Source organism: Psychrobacillus sp. FSL K6-1415 (assembly GCF_038003185.1).
Classification (GTDB): domain Bacteria; phylum Bacillota; class Bacilli; order Bacillales_A; family Planococcaceae; genus Psychrobacillus; species Psychrobacillus psychrodurans.
In genome coordinates, this window is sequence record NZ_JBBOOQ010000001.1 from 3798714 (window position 1) to 3818533 (window position 19820).

Genomic DNA, 19820 nt, shown 5'->3' on the forward strand with positions numbered 1-19820 from the left:
TTTTACTGCCCGCATTTAACATTAGATGACAGCATAAATAAAATTGGACCACTCTTTCCATCTAAGCGATAGGCTTTGCCCAATCTTATAATGGAAGGCTACACACTTGTTGATTGAAGTGGAATGTGGCGACTCCAGCGGGATAAGCGAGAAAGTCGAGACCCCACAGGTACGAGGAGGCTCGGCCTCGCCCGCGGAAAGCGTCCACATGAAACGGAAATCAGTAGGATTATTCCTTCTCCATAGTCCCATGAACCCAGTGTTCATAAGAATAATGGGGTTTACTATACTGTAAAATAAAAAAGTGCACAAAGTTTTCACTTCGTACACTTTCATCACTTTATTATATTTTAATAGCCACTCTTTTTGTAAGCTGGCGAATGAGCCATAGAACTATGAAAATTATTACTACTACACCTAGTATTGCTATTGGTAACGAAAAATCATAGGAAGAGAATCTGTCTGGTACTGTCAGTCCTAACCCTATGCTTAATAATGCATTTTCTAAAAGTGCCAAGACAATTGAAACTCCGATAAACACTATACCGACTATCACACCAAAACGATAGAATGCACTACCTATTAACCAACCTAGTAGATAAAACGTTAAGAGGTTTAAAATAACAATGAATATCGCTAATAACCAGTTACTTTGAGGGTCGACGTATGGAGCTATAATAATGGATTGAATGATTTCAGCGATTATCCCGTCATCTTCCATGTTAACTCTTTCTCCAAAAGTGGTCGTGAATATAGTAGACATATTAAATATTTTCAAGATAAATAATTCAATAACAGAAACTATGCTTGTAATCACTGGAAGTGCAATAGAAAGGCCTACAGCAGCAAACGTAGCTCCTTTAAAGTAATCTTTTCTCGTCACCCCATTACTGACATAGTGAGGCAAAAGTCCATAAGATGAGATAATTCCTATAACAAGCATAAATATATTAGCAGCTACAAATGTCGAGACAAAATACACTTCTATATCATTATCACTGTTTATAGCTAAAACTACTTTTACTACATGAATAGCTAACATTATTCCCAAGAAGCCGAATGCCCAAAACAATTGAACCCAGAATAAGTCCGTTGCTACCTTTGAAAAAATCGATGCTTTTTTCAACTTAATCATCCCCCTCTGTCAAATGTATAAACAGATCTTGTAGTGAAATTGGACCAACCTCAAGGCCCTTTTGCTGAGCTACTTTTCGATCACGATCATTCAGTTCTCCGTATACCATAACGGACTTTGTATTACCCAATTGTTGTGTATTAAGCTGTTTCATCGACAGTACAAATTCATCTACAACCTCTGCCGCTCCTGTTATGGAGGACCCTTTTGTTATTAGTGATTCAAAATCCTCTTGCAACACGATGCTCCCTTTATGCAAAATGATTACTTCATCAAACAAATAATCCATTTCGGATACTAGATGTGTAGATAGTATAATAATGCGTGGATGGTTTGATTGATCTTCTAGCAGTTCACGGTAAAATATATCTCTAGTGGGGCATCCATTCCAAGATAAGCCTCATCAAATATCGTGATTGGAGATCTGCTTGCTAAACCGATCGTTACATTTAAAGCGGATTGCATACCCTTTGAAAATTCTTTAATCGGTTTTTTCAATGGAAGTTTAAACTTTCCCACTAAATATTCAGCGTATTTCAAATCAAACTGTGAACGATATCGTGCTACATACTTTAATGCTTCTTTTACATTATCTGATTCATCCTTATAGTCCTTACTGAAAATGAAAGATACATCCTGCATAATTTTTGCATTCTCAAATGGAATCTCGCCACCTATTGTGATAGCGCCACTCGTTTGCTCTTGGTACGATGCCAAGATAGACAGTAGAGATGTTTTTCCAGCTCCATTTCTTCCTAATAACCCGTAAATTTTTGGTTCATTCAACATAAACGAAACATCCTTTAATGCGGGGTAAGAACCATATGTTAAGCTCAAATTGTTTACTAAAACATTTAAAGTCATTCTGAATCACTCCTTTTCACTTTGCTTATTAGCTGAACGATTTCTTTTTCAGTTATACCTAATTTCTCAGCTTCTCTCACTAGACCCACAATATAATCATCTACGAATGCGTCTTTCCGATTTTGGACTAACACTCCTTTTGCTCCATCTGCTACGAACATTCCTATCCCTCGCTTTTTAAATAATATTCCTTCTTCCACTAATTGATTGATCCCTTTTGATACAGTTGCATGATTAATTTTGTAAAAGCTAACTAATTGATTCGTAGAAGGAGCCTGCTCTCCCTCTTTTAGTTGATCGTTTACAATTTGATCTTCAATTTTTTCTCGTATTTGCAGATAGATCGGTTTGTCATGGTCGAAAAGTGTGCTCATTACAATAACCTCTCTCCTTATCACTTATATGGTTATACACTTATGTATATAACCATAACAGGTGGAGTATTTTTCGTCAAGCAGGTACATTACCTATAAAATAAATAAAAGTCAAACTTTCTTCTGCCTAACCCCGTCTAATATTTAATACGTTCGAACGTTATAGTTAGAAAAAGGAGCACACCTCTGTCATGACAAAATCAGAAAAGTTTAAACTAGTGGAAAACTATATAATTGAAAACCAAAATGCCCATTACCGACTCGCCTATAGCTATGTAAAAAATAAGGAATCTGCACTTGATATTATTCAAGACAGTATTTTGAAAGCTTTAAGATCAATTGATTCCCTTGAGCAAATCGGGTATTTGAAAACGTGGTTTTACCGTATTTTAATAAATACTTCCATAGATTTTATTCATAAAAACAAGCGAATGATTGTAGTGGAGGATGAAGTTTTAGACTTTCATTTACCCTCCCACGAAATGGATGTACCAGATATCGACCTTTACGAGGCAATCGATCATTTAACACCCAGACAGAAAACACTGATTATACTTCGTTTTTTTGAGGATATGAAAATAGAGGATATTGCAGCAACACTTGGTGTAAACCAAAATACAATTAAAACAAGATTATATGCAGCTTTAAGGAAATTACGCACGAATATGGAAGAGAAGGTGAAGGTATGAGTAAGTTACATGAATCTAAAAAACAGTATGATGATATTGAAATCCCAACAGAACTGCAGCAAGTAGTAAGTAAATCCATTCAAAATGCAAAAAAGGAACAATCGAGAAAAATGCCGTCTTTCAAAAAGTTTGGAATTGGATTTGTTGCTGCTGCAGCAATTTTTATAGCGAGTGTCAATATAAACCCAGCTCTTGCTCAATCATTGTCGACAGTGCCTATTCTTGGCTCCATCGTTCAAGTCATATCGATACAGGAAATCACTATAGATGAAGACACTTACAACGCAGATTTAAAAGTACCAAATGTAACTGGTTTAACTAATAAAGAGCTAGAAAATAGCTTGAACGAAAAGTATATTGCAGAAAATAAAGCACTTTATGAAAGCTTTCAAAAAGAGATGGAAGCCCAGAAAGAGGTTGGTGGCGGCCATCTTGGTGTCGTATCTACTTATGAAGTAGTGACAGATACAGATGAGATTCTCTCGATTAGCCGTTACGAGGCGAATATAGTAGGTTCTTCATCAACTACTATGAGAACAGATACAATCGATAAGAAAAATGAAGTACTCATCACATTACCTAGTCTATTTAAAGACGACCAAGGATACATCGAGACAATCTCCACTTATATTAAAGGAGAAATGACAAAACAGATGGCTGAAGACGAAATGAACATGTATTGGATTGCCAGTGAAGAAGAAATTGGTTTTGAATCCATTCGTCCCGATCAGACATTTTCTATTACTGCAGACCATAAGCTAACGATTTCTTTTGATAAATACGAGGTCGCTCCTGGTTATATGGGGGTTATTACATTTGAGATACCAACTGATGTCATAAAGGATGAGCTAATCAGTGATTATTATATTAAGTGATTCTAATGATATTTGACCGATTTTCTATTTAATTCTACCGATTTTAAAACTCACACTCACAAAAAACTGCTCCTTCACAAGAGATTGTGAAAAGGAGCAGTTTTTTATTTAAGAAGGCATTGGCGTATCAGTTGGAGTAGCATAACCATCTTTATACGTTTCATCAATTGTATTGCGAATTTCTACTAGTGACTTTCCTTCTTGGATCATTTGGATGGAAGTGATTGCCGTCTCTAGGCAGGCCGCACAACGAGTTCCATGATCATCCCAAACGACTTCTCCATTTTCTTTGATTTCATGGACGAAGCAGTTGAAATTATTTTTGTGATCTGCACTATCTCCGCAGCCACAGTAGCAAGGCATCCATTTGAGTACATCATTGGCCTTTGCAGCAGCTTGATAGACAAGCTTCATATCCTCAGACTGTGTATCTAAGAAAGCAGGCAATATGTCTGTTGATTCTGTTGTTTCCTGTAAATCTCCATTTTCTAGATGACCTACGTGATTCTCATGTTCTTCATGGTTTTCCTTCTTATTTTCCTGTCCACATGCGGACAACAATAATATACAAGCAAGTAGAATAAATAATGTTTTTTTCATATAAGAAAACAATCCTTTTTATTTATTATCTGTCTAGCTTCAGACGCCTAGCACCTCGAGTCGCTTCAGACTTGCAAACAAAGGCAAAGATCGCCTTTATTACAATTCTTCCAGCGCTTGTCGGTGCTTACTCAGGCGCTTGCGCTTTTCTCTCTGTCTAGCTTCAGACGCCTAGCACCTCGAGTCGCTTCAGACTTGCAAATAAAGGCAAAGATCGCCTTTATTGCAATTCTTCCAGCGCTTGTCGGTGCTTACTCAGGCGCTTGCGCTTTTCTCTCTGTCTAGCTTCAGATGCCTAGCACCTCGAGTCGCTTCAGACTTACAAACAAAGGAAAAGATCGCCTTTATTACAATTCTTCCAGCGCTTGTCGGTGCTTACTCAGGCGCTTGCATCCCTTTACAGGACGGTTTCTGTTACTTTTCTTTCATCCACTTAAATCATATTTTCAGGTATGACAATTTCATCAAATTTATCCGCAGTCAGTAAGTCTAACTCAATAGCCGCCTCTTTTAATGTTGTGCCATTTTTATGGGCATGTTTTGCAATCTTAGCTGCATTTTCATATCCGATATAGGGATTCAATGCAGTAACGAGCATTAGTGAGTTATCTACGTGATGCTTTATCGTATCAAGGTTAGGTTCAATTCCAACTGCGCAGTTATTATTAAAGCTTAGAATTGCATCACTTAATAAGCCAACTGATTGTAGGAAGTTGTGAATGATCACCGGTTTAAATACATTCAATTGATAATTCCCTTGGCTTGCAGCAAAGCTAATAGTTGTGTCATTTCCCATCACTTGTGCAACAACCATTGTCATCGCTTCACTTTGCGTCGGATTTACTTTTCCAGGCATAATGGAGCTTCCAGGTTCATTTTCTGGAATAGAGATTTCACCAATTCCAGAACGTGGACCACTTGCAAGTAAGCGTACATCATTCGCAATTTTCATCAAGTCTGCAGCTAATGCTTTTACTGCTCCATGTACGTAAACAACATCATCATAGCTTGTTAAAGAATGAAATTTGTTTTTAGCAGATGTAAATTCTATACCAAGTGCCTTAGAAATTTCAGCCGCTACTTGATCTCCAAAGCCTTTTGGTGCATTTAACCCAGTTCCAACAGCTGTACCACCAATTGCAAGTTCCTTCATATCTTCTACACTTTGCGAAATCATTTTCGCTGATTTTTCCAGCATTCTATGCCAACCACTAAACTCTTGCCCAAGCGAAAGAGGTGTTGCATCTTGTAAATGTGTACGCCCAATTTTGATAATATCCATAAATTGCTCAGATTTTTTTCCAAGCGTTTCCTTTAGTACATCGATTGCTGGTAGTAGCTGGTTCTCTACTGAAAGCACTCCAGCAATATGCAGGGCTGTTGGGAACGTATCATTTGAACTTTGTGATTTATTTACATCGTCGTTTGGATGAAGACGTTCTTCGCTCCCTCTTTCCTCAAGTAATTGGTTTCCTCTACGAGCAATAACTTCATTTACATTCATATTGGACTGGGTACCACTACCCGTTTGCCAAACAACTAACGGAAAATGCGCATCTAGTTTTCCGGCTAGTATTTCATCTGCTGCTTTTGCAATAGCATCTTTTTTTGCTTCTGATAGATTTCCTAGCGAATGACTAACGATTGCGGCAGATTTTTTTAAAAGGGCTAAACCATGAATTACGCCAATTGGCATCTTTTCCGTACCAATTTTAAAGTTATGTTTGGATCTTTGCGTTTGTGCTCCCCAAAGACTATCTTCCGGAACATTAATTTCTCCCATAGAGTCGTGCTCAATACGATAAGACATTAACCTCGCTCCTTTTAAATCCATTTATTTTGTTTTTCTTCTAGCATTGCTAAAAATTCATCCACTACCTCCGGGTGAAATTGAGTGCCTTTTCCACTTTCCATCTCTTGAATGGCCTCCTCAATCGTCATCGCCTTACGGTACACTCGATTCGTGGTCATTGCATCGAATGCATCCACCACTGAAACGATAGAAGCTTCTATAGAAATTTCATTTCCTATTAAGCCATGTGGATATCCCTTTCCATCATACCTTTCATGATGTTCTTCTACAATAAAAGCGGCTTTGCGTATTCGTTCTATTTCATGATTTCGCATCATCTCTGCACCCAAAGTTGTATGCATTTTAATGACTTTCCATTCATCGTCTGTTAGTTTACCCGTTTTATTCAATATTTCTATAGGAATTGCCAACTTACCAATATCATGAAAATAAGAGCCCATTGAGAGAATAGCTACTCCTTGACCATTTGGTCTCATTCTTTTCCATAGCTCAATAGAATAATCACGAATTCGCGAACAATGATGATAAGTATACCCGTCCACCTCTTGAATTCGTTTAGCATCTCGTTGAATAATCTCACGCTCAGTAAAGCTTTTCTCAAATGTCGAAGAAGTCATTTCAAATAAAATCTCCACATGAGATTCTGTATTACAAGTTACTATTCCCCCATACTTATTTACATCAATTACATCACCACGATGCAAAGTAGACTTTTGACCATCCCAATCTATTTCAAGTTCACCATTTAAAATTGTATAACGCTCCACAAAATCAGCGGAATTATTTGAGTTATAATAAACCCAAGTTGTTGTATTAGGAAACAATGTGTATAAAGAGTAAGAAATATTTTCTGCACTTCCAAGGTATGTAGTAACCGATTGATCTGTAAATACTCTTGGTAGATATGCTTTCATTCGTATATCTTGTATCTGTTCAACTGTTAGCATATATTACCCCCCTATTCCTATGACAACATTCAGCTTTATCTGCTTTTATTATACAATTCAATCAACTTAAATGAAATACAATAAAAAGAACCTATGAATATTTTCATAGGTTCTTTGAGGTAAAACGTTATGCAGTTTCATTCACATTTTTTATTTCTTCCGTTAATCGCTCTATACTTGGACGGATATTCCCTTTACCCGCATAGCTTTCAAGCATTTCCTTCACATCAATTCCAGAGGATGCTTTAAGCGTTTCTTGTAGTGTAGACATTAAATTCGTTGCATATGAAGTGACTTTATTGGCCCCTCCACCTTCTCCACTACCAGTGTCGACAACCGTAATTTTGTCGATATTTGAAAGTGGACTCGCAATTTGTTTAGCGTATTCTGGAAGCATATGAACGATCATATCGAGAACAGCTGCTTGACCGTACATTTCAAAAGCTTCTGCAATCTTACGTTTCGCTTCAGCTTCTGCAAGACCTTTAAGTCTAATAACATCCGCCTCTGATTCCCCTTGTGCTCGTTGAGAATCTGCTTTTGCTTGACCATCTAAACGAACTTTCTCTGCATCAGCTTTTGCTTTAGCTTCAATTCGATACTTCTCTGCATCCGCCTCTGCTATCTCACGTGACTTAGAAGCTTCTGCATTTTGTTCAATGGCATAACGATCTGCATCGGCTTTTTTCTTCACCTCAGAGTCATATTGCTTCTCACGACGTAGAATCTCTTTTTCTTCTAGCTCTATTTGTTTTTGACGCTCAATAATTTGAATTTGCATTTCTTGCTCAGTTACTTCTTGCTTAGAACGTGCTGTTTCTAGTTCATACGCTTGGTCGGCACGAGCTTTAGCAATGTCCTGCTCACGGCGATATTCCGCTACTTTCAACTGATTATCCTTTTCCGCTTCAGCAATTTCCGTAGCTCTTTCGATTTCAGCCCTTTGTGCATCCTTAGAAGCTTCTGCACGCTTAATACGTGTTTCTTTTTCTGCCTCTGCTGTTGCGATATCCGCATCACGCTTAACTTGTGCAATTCTTGGCTTCCCTAGCGAGTCCAAATATCCGTTTTTATCACGTACGTCTTTTATTGTAAAGGATACAATGACTAATCCCATTTTTGCTAAGTCTTGAGAAGCTACACGTTGTACTTCCTGTGAGAATTTGTCTCGATTTTTGTATATTTCCTCTACGGTCATCGAACCTAAGATGGAACGTAGATGACCTTCTAATACTTCCTTCGCTTCGTTTTCACGATCTTCCTTTGATTTACCTAAAAACTGTTCAGCTGCTGTAGCAATTTCGGAAATAGAACCGCCAATTTTAAAAATTGCTGTTCCATCCGCCATTACTGGAACACCCTGTTCAGTATAAACTTCAGGTGTAGTAACTTCTAATTTACTAGAAAGTAGACTAAGCGGTTCAGCTTGTTGGAACACTGGAAATATAAACGCCCCTCCACCACGAATAATTTTAATGCGATTACCAGATTCGTCTGTATGCACATTCTTAGAGCCTAAATAACTTCCTGTTACAATGAGTGCCTCATCAGGTCCTACCGTACGATATTTCGTAATAAAAACAGCTAAAATTGCAACTATAACAAACACTACTATCCCAATAACTATCAACATTTCCATTTGCATTACTTTTCCCCCTCTTGTCTATACTAATGGTACATATTCTTTTACTAAAAAAGTTCCATTATCAAAATCAATGATGAGTACCTGTTTATCGTATTCAATCTCTTCATTGTCATAGCCTGCTGCTCGTTTAGAAATTACTCCATTTACCGTTTCAATTACTATTTCTCCAAACCCATCCGATGGTATGGGAATTATGACTCTTCCAACTTGGCCTTGTAGAGATTCATTTGTATATGCTGTGGAAACCTCCGCAGAAGCGAGTGGAACTAATATAAAGAAGTATAGTAAGAAAGTTAATATACTAGAAATAATAAGAGCCGCAAGAATAACAATTTTCTCGTCCCAATCTGTTAGTTTTAATAGGATAAAACCTGAAGCACATATAAATAGTAAGAAAGACAGAATCGTTGTTGGGTTGAAAATGCCACTATCCATTCCATCAATTGCATCAGCAAATAGCACATACAAAATAGTGATTAAACCTATACCGATTAATCCATATAAAAAAACTTGTTCTATATCACTCACCCCTTTCCGCGAAAAAAGTTATCTTAATTGTATATACGGAGATACTTTCAGAAAGTTTCATATATTTACCTTTTTTTATAAATATAATATTAATCTTTGTTTAAATTGCATTTTAATTCTATAAATTCCGACAAAAAACGGTTTTTTTCGAACAATAAAGTGCTTATTTGTTCAATTACATAACTCTAATGTTACAGTATTGTAAATTTGGCTAATACAGAGTAAAAGTTGTGTTGATTTTGTAAATTTTTTGTTATGCTATTTTAGGAAAAAGTAAACATATTAAATAAGTCCAGGAGGCTTTTATGATTAGTTCAAAAAAACCAGATCCATTTTTCGTATCTCTATTAAAAATTGCTGAAAACGTGCGTGATAGTGCTCATTATGCAGATGACTTTCGTATTAATACGGCTGCAGATTTAAAAGAAATTAGTGTACATTTAAAAAATTACGAAACCGCAGGAGATACATTAATACATGAATTAATCGTTATGTTAAATAAATCCTTTATGACTCCGATTGAACGTGAAGATATCCTTGAACTTGCGATTCGTATGGATGACATTTTAGATGGCATTGATAATTTCACTGCACACCTGGAAATGTTTTCATTAATTGAGATTGATGAATCTATGCGCACATTCTTAGGTTATATTGTCAAAAGCACAGATGAGATCGTTAAAGCAATGGGACTTCTAGCAAGTAAGAAGCTTCTAAAGATGCACGAACATTCTATCCTTATTAAAGATTACGAAAGAAAATGTGATGAGGTACTTCGTTCATCAATTAAACAGTTATTTTTGAATGAAAAAGATCCAATTCGCATTATTCAATTTAAAGACATATATGAACAACTAGAAGAAATCGCTGATTATTGTCAAAACGTAGCAAATACGTTGGAAACTATTATCATGCGAAACGCGTAGGGTGTACACATATGGAAACAGTATTTATATTAACCATTCTAGTAGTAATATTCGCTCTTGCATTTGACTTTATCAATGGGTTTCATGATACCGCTAATGCCATTGCTACATCGGTTTCTACAAGAGCACTAAAACCTAGAGTGGCTGTTCTAATGGCCGCAATTATGAATTTTGTGGGCGCTTTAACATTTACCGGAGTAGCTAAAACAATTACTAAAGATATTGTAGATCCTTTTGCCTTGCAAAATGGTTCTCTAATCATTTTAGCTGCATTACTTTCCGCGATTATTTGGAATTTAGTTACATGGTATTTCGGGATTCCTTCCAGTTCATCTCACACGCTGATTGGTTCTATAGCCGGAGCAGCAGTATCATCTGCTGGCTTTGCGATTTTAAACTGGGAAGGTTTCATTAAAATTATTCAAGCGTTACTCATTTCACCATTTCTAGCGCTTGCTGTCGGCTTTTTAATGATGTCATTATTCAAAGTCATATTTAAAAATGGGAGTTTATATGGGACAAACAAAAGGTTCCGTATATTCCAAATTGGTACGGCTGCTCTTCAATCCTTTACGCATGGAACAAACGACGCTCAAAAAGCTATGGGTATTATTACAATGGCTTTAATCGCAGCGGAATGGCAAACGAATGACGATATTCAACTATGGGTTCGTATCGCTGCAGCTACTGCAATGGGTCTCGGCACCTCTATTGGTGGATATAAAATTATTAAAACGGTCGGCGGTAAAATTATGAAAATACGTCCAATTAACGGTGCCGCGGCTGACTTATCTTCTGCAATGATTATTTTCGGGGCTACTACAATTCATTTACCTGTTTCTACTACACATGTTATTTCTTCCGCAATTATGGGAGTTGGATCAGCGCAACGTGTGAAAGGCGTGAAATGGGGAGTTGCTAAGAAAATTGTCTTAACTTGGATTATTACTTTACCAATTTCTGCTGCAATGGCAGGTGTTATTTTCCAAATACTAAGTTTATTCTTTTAATAAAAAAATGAACCCTTGTCTTTAGGACAAGGGTTCATTTTTTTGTTTGGGGAGTTAGTAATTATATTACATTGATGTGGTACTCTCATATAACAACGATTTCTCTTGTATAGAAGCTGAGTTCTCTCTATAGCCAGGCATGGCGGTCACACTCACTCTTTTGGCAGAGAATCCCTCTCATAAGTACTCTATTCTTTGATCTTTAAACCTAATGATTTGGCAAAGCCAACCGCTTGTTCCGTGGAAACCGTACAATTCTGCATTTGATCTAGCGAAACAGTTAGTTGTTCATATGTATTCGAGCTTAGATCGATTCCTGATAAGGCAGTGCCTGTGAAATTCGCTTCATTTAATTCACAATCCTCAAAATTGACCTTATCAAATGTGGCTTCTATAAAATCTGCACGGTTAAATGCAATTTTAGTGAAGGAGACTTTTTTCAATTTAGAAAAGCTCATACTCACATAGTTAGCAACTGAATCTACTATTTTCACTTCGGTCATTCTACTCTGTGAGATGTTAGCCCCTAATAATTTCGAGCCCCGAATTTCCACTCGGTGGAACACCGCATCGCCAAAATCGACATTAGATAAGTCACATTTCTCGAATAGGCAATCGATAAACTCCACCCGATGAAAACGTACTCCCTCCAAGGAAATATGCTGAAAATGAATTTGGTCAAATATAATCTTTTCTTCTTGCTCCCGGTCTAATTCTAATGTTGTAACTAATCCATTAGATACATAATTATCTTCTAGTAGTGCTCTTTGCACGTCTAATACATCTAATGATTTTGAGATTTTCGGTGAAGCTATTTTCAATGGAATCCCTCCTGTGGAATTGCTATTCATATTCTATCATTATATTAGTATTTTTGACTCTTTTTGCCTTACAATGTAACTAGGTTTTATTTGAGGAGGAATTTCATGACAGGCTTGTCCAAAATAGTGACACGTCACTATAAGTTGATTTTGGGTATTTGGTTACTTTTATTTGCAGTCTTAGCTGTATTGGCTATTCGACTACCTGGCCTATTAGAAGGTGATGGATTTAGTACAGACGGAGAACATGCCGAAGTGATGGACGAATTAACGAAAACATTTGATTTTCCAGCTGAGTCCCTATTTGTAGTTTTTGATCAAACGTCCAATAGTACGATCGAACATACGTTAAAGGAGATAGAACAATTGGAACTTGCAGAATCTATCCAGTCTCCTTTAACGGATGATTCTTTATATAAAGATCATGTTGCCTATGCAATGCTTCATTTCGACTCCGATGCTGATATGACAAGTGCGGTTGATGACATCAGAGAAGCTATTGACGGAGAGCAAGGCGTTACGTTAACTGGTGGTGCAGCTATTAACAAAGACATTAATAGTGCCAGTCAAAAAGACTTAGCTAGTGCTGAGGCAATAGGCTTACCGATAGCTATAGTCGTATTACTACTTGCTTTTGGTAGCGTCGTCGCAGCCTTTATCCCACTTGCAGTAGGAATTGTGACGGTGGTTTCTGCATTTGGAGTGATGACCTTATTTAGTGAAGCGATGGATTTATCCATTTTTGTTATGAATATTATTCCAATGCTTGGATTGGCATTAAGTATTGATTTTGCCCTGTTACTCATTAATCGATACAAAGAGGAGTTAGCAAATCATTCGATAACCGAAGCTGTACAGACTGCTATTCAAACAGCCGGGAGGTCCATTATATTTTCAGCGCTATGTGTATTTATTGGTTTAGGAGCTATGCTTGTCATGCAAGTAGAGATATTCCAAAACATCGCACTCGGCGGAATGCTAGTCGTGACGATTGCAGTACTTTCGTCTGTTACCCTACTCCCTGCTTTATTAATGCTATTAAAAGACCGTATAAACAAATGGACGATTATTCATGTTAAGCCAGGTGCTACAACTAGATGGCGTAATTTCGCTTCTTTCGTTATGAAACGTCCCGTGACATTGATACTTGTAGCACTTATTGTGTTAGGTATTGGTATAATTCCCGTAAAGAATATGGAATTGACTATTCCTCAGGTGGATTCACTGCCAGAGTCATATGATTCAAGACAAGCGTATGAATTGATGGACAAACAGTTTGGTTTAGGGGAACAGTCCACGGTTTATATGATTGCAGAACGCCCAGATGGTTGGGATAGTACTGCTGGATTAGAGGACATAAAGAATATAGAAGACAAACTACTTGCAGATAATGATGTCTTGTCGGTTGACACTATTTTCACAGCAAGCGAGATCCCAACTGTAAAGCAATGGGAACAAAGCCTATCTGTGCCAGAAGTCGAGGTACAACTAACTCCTTTAATGGATACATTTGTTCAAGACAATAAGTTACTAGTACCTGTGTCCCTAAACTTAAACGGTTCTTCTAATGAAGCACAAGACTGGGTACGAGAATGGTCAGAAAAAGAGTTAGGAGTCGACTATAAGCTAGGGGGTCAACCTAAATTTAATCAAGAAATTTTCGATGAAATATTCGATAAAGTAGGATGGTTATTAGCAATTATTTTAGGCTCTACTTTTATCATCTTAATGATTGCATTTCGTTCTATTCTAATACCTTTGAAAGCGATTATTATGAATATCATAGGTTTAGCTTCCACCTTTGGAATTCTCGTATATATATTCCAATATGGACATTTTGGAATTGAAGAGACCACGATTGCATTAATAATTCCTGTTATTGTGTTTAGTCTCGTATTTGGCTTAAGTATGGACTATGAGGTATTTTTAATCTCTCGTATACAGGAAGAGTATTTAAAGCATCAAAACAATACATTAGCAACGGTTGATGGTTTGACTTCGACGAGTAAAATTATTACTTCTGCCGCTTTAATCATGATTGTTATTACGGGTGCCTTTGCGTTTACAGACGTAATGCCTGTTAAGCAAATTGGGGTAGGTATAGCAATTGCAGTAGCAATTGATGCGTCTATCATTAGATTATTACTTGTTCCAAGTTTAATGAAGCTTTTCGGCAAATGGAACTGGTGGCTTCCTTTTAGAAAAGGACCGTATAAAGCGAAAAAACTACATTAATATCTTCTGTCAGAATGTTATCCTGAAGCACCGCAAAAAGCCAAGCAGAGAAAATTCTGCTTGGCTTTGTTTTTTGTTTTTAGAATTTCAATTGATACCATTGTTTTGCTGCTTGCACTTCGTCTTGGGTTAGTTGATGACCATATGCATGCCAGTAAAGCTCTACCATTGCACCTGCTTCTTGCAATAAGTTCTGTAGCTCCTCTGATTCTGTTGCGGGGCACATATGATCATTTTTACCTGCTCCGATAAATACAGGAGTTTTTGACATCCTTGGTAGCTCTACACCACGTCTTGGAACCATAGGGTGATGTAGAATCGCACCGTTCAGCACATTTTTATATTCGAATAAAAGATTCGCAGCAATATTAGCACCGTTTGAATAACCAATTGCCACTACATTGTCTCGATCAAATTCATAGTTTTCTGCTGCTTCATCGATAAAGCTTTTCAATTCCTCCGTTCTAACCTGTAAATCTTCTAGATCAAAGACCCCTTCTGCTAAGCGTTTGAAAAATCGTGGCATCCCATTTTCTAAAACATTTCCACGTACACTCAAAATATTAGCAGATATATCTATTTCTTTTCCGAGACCCACTAAATCATGCTCATTTCCACCTGTGCCGTGTAAAAGTAATAGTGTCGGTCTGGAAGAGTCCTCACCTTTGTAAAAAACATGATTCATGCTATAACTCCCTTTCAATTATCTTGAATTTGAGATAATTATAACGGATGCTTATTTCTAGGTCAAATGTTTAGTTTCTTCTTCATATGAAAGAATGAATTTTAGCCGCTCCGGTTCATCCACACGAATAGCAAATTCGGTTATGCTCTTTTTCATCCCCATAAACATTGTCATCTCAACTGGTCTTCCAAGGTGTATAACAGCCTGGGGTTCAACAGGCTCAAAATCTTTATAAATAAATCGTATTGTATCTTTACTCGGAATTCTTCCTCCCCATTCTATCTCTTTAATCGCATGAAGAGGCACTACAACTCTTTTGGTAAGTCCTTGCGAAATGTATAGCTTGCCGTTTTTAATCTCCAAAGGATGTAATTTCATAATTTGAATTTCAGCCATAAAGAAGAACACCGAATAGATATTAAACATTAATAGAACAATTGATAGTACAAGTGATTTATCATGTAACCACCAATGGATTCCAATTGTTTCAATGACAATCGCATGAATCAGCATCAGATGGAGAGCTATTGCACTCGTTTTTTTATGCATTGTTACAACCCCTGCATGATTAGGAGCTTTCTTCTTCCATGTAAAAAAAGCATAATACATCATTAGAAATTCAGACATCACAACCCGAACTAATATATTTTTTGTCACTACTTTTTCAACTGAGGGGAGTAAGCTGAATAATGCTCCTTCATTCACTTTTTTCATTTGCAATCTAATTTTGGGTATTTTCAAAATGACTAAAAAAATCAAAGCAAGTTCTGCAGTTATTAGAAGTATCTCTATAGTGACGCCAGCGTAAAGTATTCCACTAAACGGAATGAACAATTCGTCAGGTATGAGTATTTTTGCTATCAATAAACCAGCTAAGATAATTCCAATAGTTTGCTTGATAGATAATTTAAAGGCGGCATACATTAAAAACGGCACGATAATGGCTAAATCGATTAACGATCCTACTACAGCACCAGTATTTAGTTGTAGAGAAAAAAAGTCTTGAACAGTGGATTGATAAATAAGAAAGTTGGTAGATAAAACTAGGAAAAGTAGAGCAACCGCTACGTTTGCATACTTGGTTTTACGATAAACCATCAAATCCCTCCTTTTGTATCCTTTCTTAAATTATATATATCTTTTTATTTTAAAATCTACGCTAAATTTCTAAATAGTAGCACAATTTCGTGTCCAAAAAAGCCACTCCCTTATTCCAGGAGTGGCTACTGTTAAGCTATTTTCTTCGTACCCTTCCATATAATAGAACCAATCGTCGTCGCTACTAATACAACTAGCCCTAGTATGAAAGGATATATAATATTCACATCATATAATATTCCAGCAAGCAATGGACCTAATACATTTCCAATACTCATATAAGCATTGTTCATACCATTGCAAATCCTTGTTCGTTTCCAGCTAATTTAGAAATTAAAGTTGTTAACACTGGACGCAATATTGAAGTCGAAAGGAAAATTATCATTGTAATGACAAAGAAAAATGCATAGCTCGATACTAAAATAGAAAGCAAGAAACCAAACGCTGCAACACCTAAAAAGATTCTCAACACGTTTGCTTCCCCAAAACGACGAACAACTTTATCCACCACGAACAATTGGATAATTACACTGACAATCCCAGTTCCCGTGATCATCCAGGCAATGTCCTGTGGGGATGCGGCAAACTGATCATCTACAAAAAGACCTAGAACGGATTCATAGGCAAGTAACCCAAAACTCATCACCAGCGTAATAACGAGCGGGATGAAGTAAGGCTTTTTAAATGATTGAGCAATTTCTTTTACCATCGGTTCTGATTTACCCTCAGGAACACTTACATCCGCTGGCTTACTTTCCTTTAGAACTAAAGTGGAAAAGATAACAGCTACAACACCTACTAATGCAGAAACGAGAAGGGGCATTTTCAGTCCGTATTCCGCTAAAAACCCACCAATCCCAGGTCCTACTACTATACCTAAAGACATAGCAGCAGATATTAAACTATTACCTTTTGCACGCTGATCCATTGAAGTAATATCCGCCACGTATGCAAAAATAGCCGGAACTAATAACGCCGCACCAACTCCGCCAATAACACGAGAAACATACAGAATACCTATAGAATCTGAGAAGTAAAATACAAACATAGATAAAGCAAGTCCACTCAGACCAGCAATAATCATAATTCTTCTCCCGTATTTATCTGCCCATTTACCTGCAATTGGAGACATCACAAGCTGTGCTCCAGCAAATATTGATATCATTAGGCCAGCTGCTATCCCACCTTGATCAATAGATTTTAAATAGGCTGGTAAAATGGGAATAATAATACCAAAACTCCCTATCGCTATAAACATATTAATCATTAATACAAATAATTTCTTTCTTTGATCGTTCGTCATCTCATACCTCTTTCTTCCACAATAGTAATACATAAGCAATAGATTAACATGATTTATCCACTTAAGTAAACAAAGCTAACTTATACCCAATGGAAATCGGCGGCTAATATCTTCTGTTTACTTATTTATTCAATAAACTCCTCAAACGTAAACTAGAATTACTAGTTAAAATTTATACTCTTCTTAAAAGGAACCTTAATATTAGATACACTTAGCCAATAAAAATGCAAGCTTCCCAACAGAGTAAAAAAACCGATGTAACGAGAGTGTCATCTACGCTATTTCGGTTCTTTTGTTATTATTCATTTATCTTTTCAATCGTCTTGGCTGTTCCTTTAGAAGGATATGATTCATCAAGCTCGGTATATCCAACCTTCACTTCATCATATGACTTTAATGAATTACGCTGATCCATGGTCAAAGAAAACCAGGTGGCATCATTACCAGATTCCAGTGCTTCTTCCACCGACATATTCTTCGCCTCACCAACCGATAAGCCACCAATTACTAAAATGGAGGTATCTTGGATATCAATAATAACTCCTTCTATGTAATCTGTTGGTTGTTGTGGTTGAGTTGGATTATCCTCAAAAAACTGCATAATAAAATAAAAGCTCGCACCAATCGCAACTAATACAATAGCAATCAGTATTCCTACAGTATACTTCCCCTTCATTATAAGAACCTCCTTATCTTTTGCTATCTAGGCGGAAGCCCTCTTCTAAAAGATAAGTTTTTGCTTCGCTATAAGAACCAAAGCTTTCCTCTAAATTATACCCGTGATAGATATTCCATAATGTATCTTCTTGTAATAGCGTTAACTTAGAATTTTCTTTGTTTTTCCAAACTTCCTCTACTTCTTCGTCCTGTGGCTCTTCTTCCTCTGTTGAAAGATAAGTAATCGAGTCTTTAATAATACTTCTAAGCTCATCAGCAGAAGCTTCCCGAATATTTAATAACCCTTTATCGTCAGCTGCTTCATATTGCGGAAGATCACCTACGTAAACAAAGCCATTTCCATTCGGATGAAGATGATAAACAACAGTTGTTTTTTCATATAAACTCTTTTCGAAATGATAATTAACTCGCTTCATCGATACTTCTTTACGAGTTAGCTCCGTAAATTCTTGAATAATTGCTTCTTTTTCTTCAAATGTTAGCATGTGATTCCTCTTCCTATACGTTTTTTCATTTACCTAGTATAGCACACTCTTTATCCTCTTCGCGTCCACCATTCCGCTAAAATAACGAAACAAATAACAACTGCAATTGCTACTGCAAAAAACCAATCTGGTAAGCTCCCCAAAACTACGCCTCCCTACTAATGCGCATCACGAATCTTTCAAAATTCTGTGAAGTAAACCCTTCGACTTCCTCTATTGAATAGCTTTCTAATAACTCTCTTACTATATTTTGTGTTTTCGATGCATCTTCTAAACCTACGACAAACTCACTTATCCCATCAAAGTCTGATCCTAACCCTATCAAATGCTTACCACCAAGGGATTCGATATGCTCGATATGCTTCAACAAATCCTGTATCTCAACTGACTTTTTTGTATCACCTATAAATGGAGGATAATATACAACATGTATAGGACTATTTTTAGCGATTAATGCTTTAATCTGTTTGTCGTTTAAATTTCTAGGAGAGTTACATAAAGCTTGTGCATTGGAATGACTTGCCATTATCCATTTCGCTTTAGGAAGAACATCCCAAAAAGATTGTTCACTCAAATGAGAAACATCAATAATTATATTTTGTTCGTTCAATAAAGACACGACTTCTTCTCCAAATGGTGTTAATCCAGTACTAGATTCTTCAGAAGAACCATCGGCTACTTTGTTTGGTCCATTCCATGTAAGTCCAACTAATTTCACACCATGAGATAGTAATAGTTTCAGCTTATGCATATCTCCATCTATCATATCCAGTCCTTCTATCGATAAGACTGCTCCTATTTGTCCTTCTTTTAGTGATCCAAGCTGCTCCCATTCATATATGGGGATAATATTGTCATCCTTCCCCACAATTTCTCTGTGGAAAATTTCAATTTGACGAATTGCCTCCAAGAATAACTGTTCTTTAGGAAAACCTTCCGAAACAAATACTGCAAACACTTGAAGCGCAATTCCCCCTACCTCCAACGCTTTTTTACTTGCTTGAAGTTTTGGAGAATCGGCAAATGAAATAGTATTCTCTGCTTGCGCTAATTTGTATAGTACATCACAGTGTAAATCATAAACTTTCATCTTACCCTCCCCAAAATAT

The 19820-nt window shown here is 36.8% G+C and carries 18 protein-coding genes and 2 pseudogenes; 5 read left to right on the top strand and 15 right to left on the bottom strand.

All coding sequences use genetic code 11. The features are described 5' to 3' along the window. Positions 1–343 precede the first annotated feature (343 nt). The 3 genes and pseudogenes from MKY60_RS18625 to MKY60_RS18635 all read right to left on the bottom strand — a co-directional run bounded on the left by MKY60_RS18625 (position 344) and on the right by MKY60_RS18635 (position 2373). A complete protein-coding gene (locus MKY60_RS18625) occupies positions 344–1126 on the bottom strand; it encodes a hypothetical protein (RefSeq protein WP_340880606.1) in 783 nt (260 codons plus the stop codon). A gap of 1 nt (position 1127) precedes the next feature. Further along, positions 1128–1999, bottom strand: a pseudogene (locus MKY60_RS18630) (ATP-binding cassette domain-containing protein). Further along, complete coding sequence (locus tag MKY60_RS18635) at positions 1996–2373, bottom strand: GntR family transcriptional regulator (protein ID WP_093495654.1); 378 nt, start codon at positions 2371–2373, stop codon at positions 1996–1998. The pseudogene MKY60_RS18630 and the gene MKY60_RS18635 overlap by 4 nt, the downstream one beginning before the upstream one ends. Positions 2374–2564: 191 nt before the next feature. Between MKY60_RS18635 and MKY60_RS18640 the strand changes: the two genes are divergently transcribed. Together MKY60_RS18640 and MKY60_RS18645 are read left to right on the top strand one after the other, a co-directional pair. Continuing rightward, the gene (locus tag MKY60_RS18640; RefSeq protein WP_093495655.1) at positions 2565–3062 is read left to right on the top strand and encodes an RNA polymerase sigma factor; all 498 of its coding nucleotides are present in this window, start codon (positions 2565–2567) and stop codon (positions 3060–3062) included. Continuing rightward, positions 3059–3937 carry a DUF3298 and DUF4163 domain-containing protein gene (locus MKY60_RS18645; protein WP_093495656.1) on the top strand — a complete coding sequence of 293 codons (879 nt, stop codon included), beginning with the start codon at positions 3059–3061 and terminating at the stop codon, positions 3935–3937. Before MKY60_RS18640 ends, MKY60_RS18645 begins: the two co-directional genes overlap by 4 nt. Positions 3938–4045: 108 nt before the next feature. On the opposite strand, the gene MKY60_RS18650 is transcribed toward MKY60_RS18645, so the two are convergent. From MKY60_RS18650 to MKY60_RS18670, 5 genes are all read right to left on the bottom strand, one after another. Further along, positions 4046–4537: a PCYCGC motif-containing (lipo)protein gene (locus MKY60_RS18650; protein ID WP_093495657.1), complete on the bottom strand. Its 492-nt coding sequence runs from the start codon at positions 4535–4537 to the stop codon at positions 4046–4048. A gap of 433 nt (positions 4538–4970) precedes the next feature. Further along, complete coding sequence (gene fumC, locus MKY60_RS18655) at positions 4971–6347, bottom strand: class II fumarate hydratase (RefSeq protein WP_093495658.1); 1377 nt, start codon at positions 6345–6347, stop codon at positions 4971–4973. Positions 6348–6361: 14 nt separating this feature from the next. Then, a complete protein-coding gene (locus MKY60_RS18660; RefSeq protein ID WP_093495659.1) occupies positions 6362–7297 on the bottom strand; it encodes an HD-GYP domain-containing protein in 936 nt (311 codons plus the stop codon). Between the two features lie 127 nt (positions 7298–7424). After that, positions 7425–8942 (bottom strand): flotillin family protein, encoded by a 1518-nt coding sequence (locus tag MKY60_RS18665; protein WP_093495660.1) that lies wholly within the window; start codon positions 8940–8942, stop codon positions 7425–7427. 18 nt (positions 8943–8960) lie between these two features. Next, positions 8961–9470: an NfeD family protein gene (locus MKY60_RS18670; RefSeq protein ID WP_093495661.1), complete on the bottom strand. Its 510-nt coding sequence runs from the start codon at positions 9468–9470 to the stop codon at positions 8961–8963. A 305-nt stretch (positions 9471–9775) separates the two neighbouring features. On the opposite strand from MKY60_RS18670, the gene MKY60_RS18675 reads away from it, so the two are divergent. Together MKY60_RS18675 and MKY60_RS18680 are read left to right on the top strand one after the other, a co-directional pair. Then, a complete protein-coding gene (locus MKY60_RS18675) occupies positions 9776–10396 on the top strand; it encodes a DUF47 domain-containing protein (RefSeq protein WP_090566204.1) in 621 nt (206 codons plus the stop codon). A gap of 11 nt (positions 10397–10407) precedes the next feature. Further along, the gene (locus tag MKY60_RS18680) at positions 10408–11406 is read left to right on the top strand and encodes an inorganic phosphate transporter (protein ID WP_090566201.1); all 999 of its coding nucleotides are present in this window, start codon (positions 10408–10410) and stop codon (positions 11404–11406) included. A gap of 188 nt (positions 11407–11594) precedes the next feature. On the opposite strand, the gene MKY60_RS18685 is transcribed toward MKY60_RS18680, so the two are convergent. Further along, the gene (locus tag MKY60_RS18685; RefSeq protein ID WP_093495662.1) at positions 11595–12227 is read right to left on the bottom strand and encodes a pentapeptide repeat-containing protein; all 633 of its coding nucleotides are present in this window, start codon (positions 12225–12227) and stop codon (positions 11595–11597) included. A 105-nt stretch (positions 12228–12332) separates the two neighbouring features. On the opposite strand from MKY60_RS18685, the gene MKY60_RS18690 reads away from it, so the two are divergent. Beyond that, positions 12333–14462: an MMPL family transporter gene (locus tag MKY60_RS18690; RefSeq protein ID WP_340930900.1), complete on the top strand. Its 2130-nt coding sequence runs from the start codon at positions 12333–12335 to the stop codon at positions 14460–14462. A gap of 79 nt (positions 14463–14541) precedes the next feature. Here MKY60_RS18690 and MKY60_RS18695 read toward each other — a convergent pair whose 3' ends face one another. The 6 genes and pseudogenes from MKY60_RS18695 to MKY60_RS18720 all read right to left on the bottom strand — a co-directional run bounded on the left by MKY60_RS18695 (position 14542) and on the right by MKY60_RS18720 (position 19801). Continuing rightward, complete coding sequence (locus tag MKY60_RS18695; RefSeq protein ID WP_090566193.1) at positions 14542–15147, bottom strand: alpha/beta hydrolase; 606 nt, start codon at positions 15145–15147, stop codon at positions 14542–14544. Between the two features lie 57 nt (positions 15148–15204). After that, positions 15205–16245, bottom strand: a complete 1041-nt coding sequence (locus tag MKY60_RS18700; RefSeq protein WP_241598013.1) for a beta-carotene 15,15'-monooxygenase — start codon at positions 16243–16245, stop codon at positions 15205–15207. A gap of 131 nt (positions 16246–16376) precedes the next feature. Next, positions 16377–17548, bottom strand: a pseudogene (locus MKY60_RS18705) (MFS transporter). Between the two features lie 298 nt (positions 17549–17846). Next, positions 17847–18224: a DUF3221 domain-containing protein gene (locus MKY60_RS18710; protein ID WP_093495667.1), complete on the bottom strand. Its 378-nt coding sequence runs from the start codon at positions 18222–18224 to the stop codon at positions 17847–17849. Positions 18225–18237: 13 nt separating this feature from the next. Next, positions 18238–18711: a hypothetical protein gene (locus MKY60_RS18715; protein ID WP_093495668.1), complete on the bottom strand. Its 474-nt coding sequence runs from the start codon at positions 18709–18711 to the stop codon at positions 18238–18240. Between the two features lie 145 nt (positions 18712–18856). After that, the gene (locus tag MKY60_RS18720; protein WP_093495669.1) at positions 18857–19801 is read right to left on the bottom strand and encodes a dipeptidase; all 945 of its coding nucleotides are present in this window, start codon (positions 19799–19801) and stop codon (positions 18857–18859) included. Positions 19802–19820 lie beyond the last annotated feature (19 nt).

Excerpts from the sequence above, each read along its gene's own strand:
- MKY60_RS18700 (WP_241598013.1), bottom strand. The coding sequence starts at position 16,245 with ATGGTTTATCGTAAAACCAAGTATGCAAACGTAGCGGTTGCTCTACTT.
- fumC (WP_093495658.1), bottom strand. The coding sequence starts at position 6,347 with ATGTCTTATCGTATTGAGCACGACTCTATGGGAGAAATTAATGTTCCG.
- MKY60_RS18650 (WP_093495657.1), bottom strand. The coding sequence starts at position 4,537 with ATGAAAAAAACATTATTTATTCTACTTGCTTGTATATTATTGTTGTCC.
- MKY60_RS18640 (WP_093495655.1), top strand. The coding sequence starts at position 2,565 with ATGACAAAATCAGAAAAGTTTAAACTAGTGGAAAACTATATAATTGAA.
- MKY60_RS18695 (WP_090566193.1), bottom strand. The coding sequence starts at position 15,147 with ATGAATCATGTTTTTTACAAAGGTGAGGACTCTTCCAGACCGACACTA.
- MKY60_RS18720 (WP_093495669.1), bottom strand. The coding sequence starts at position 19,801 with ATGAAAGTTTATGATTTACACTGTGATGTACTATACAAATTAGCGCAA.
- MKY60_RS18690 (WP_340930900.1), top strand. The coding sequence starts at position 12,333 with ATGACAGGCTTGTCCAAAATAGTGACACGTCACTATAAGTTGATTTTG.
- MKY60_RS18710 (WP_093495667.1), bottom strand. The coding sequence starts at position 18,224 with ATGAAGGGGAAGTATACTGTAGGAATACTGATTGCTATTGTATTAGTT.
- MKY60_RS18645 (WP_093495656.1), top strand. The coding sequence starts at position 3,059 with ATGAGTAAGTTACATGAATCTAAAAAACAGTATGATGATATTGAAATC.
- MKY60_RS18715 (WP_093495668.1), bottom strand. The coding sequence starts at position 18,711 with ATGCTAACATTTGAAGAAAAAGAAGCAATTATTCAAGAATTTACGGAG.
- MKY60_RS18660 (WP_093495659.1), bottom strand. The coding sequence starts at position 7,297 with ATGCTAACAGTTGAACAGATACAAGATATACGAATGAAAGCATATCTA.
- MKY60_RS18635 (WP_093495654.1), bottom strand. The coding sequence starts at position 2,373 with ATGAGCACACTTTTCGACCATGACAAACCGATCTATCTGCAAATACGA.
- MKY60_RS18665 (WP_093495660.1), bottom strand. The coding sequence starts at position 8,942 with ATGCAAATGGAAATGTTGATAGTTATTGGGATAGTAGTGTTTGTTATA.
- MKY60_RS18675 (WP_090566204.1), top strand. The coding sequence starts at position 9,776 with ATGATTAGTTCAAAAAAACCAGATCCATTTTTCGTATCTCTATTAAAA.
- MKY60_RS18680 (WP_090566201.1), top strand. The coding sequence starts at position 10,408 with ATGGAAACAGTATTTATATTAACCATTCTAGTAGTAATATTCGCTCTT.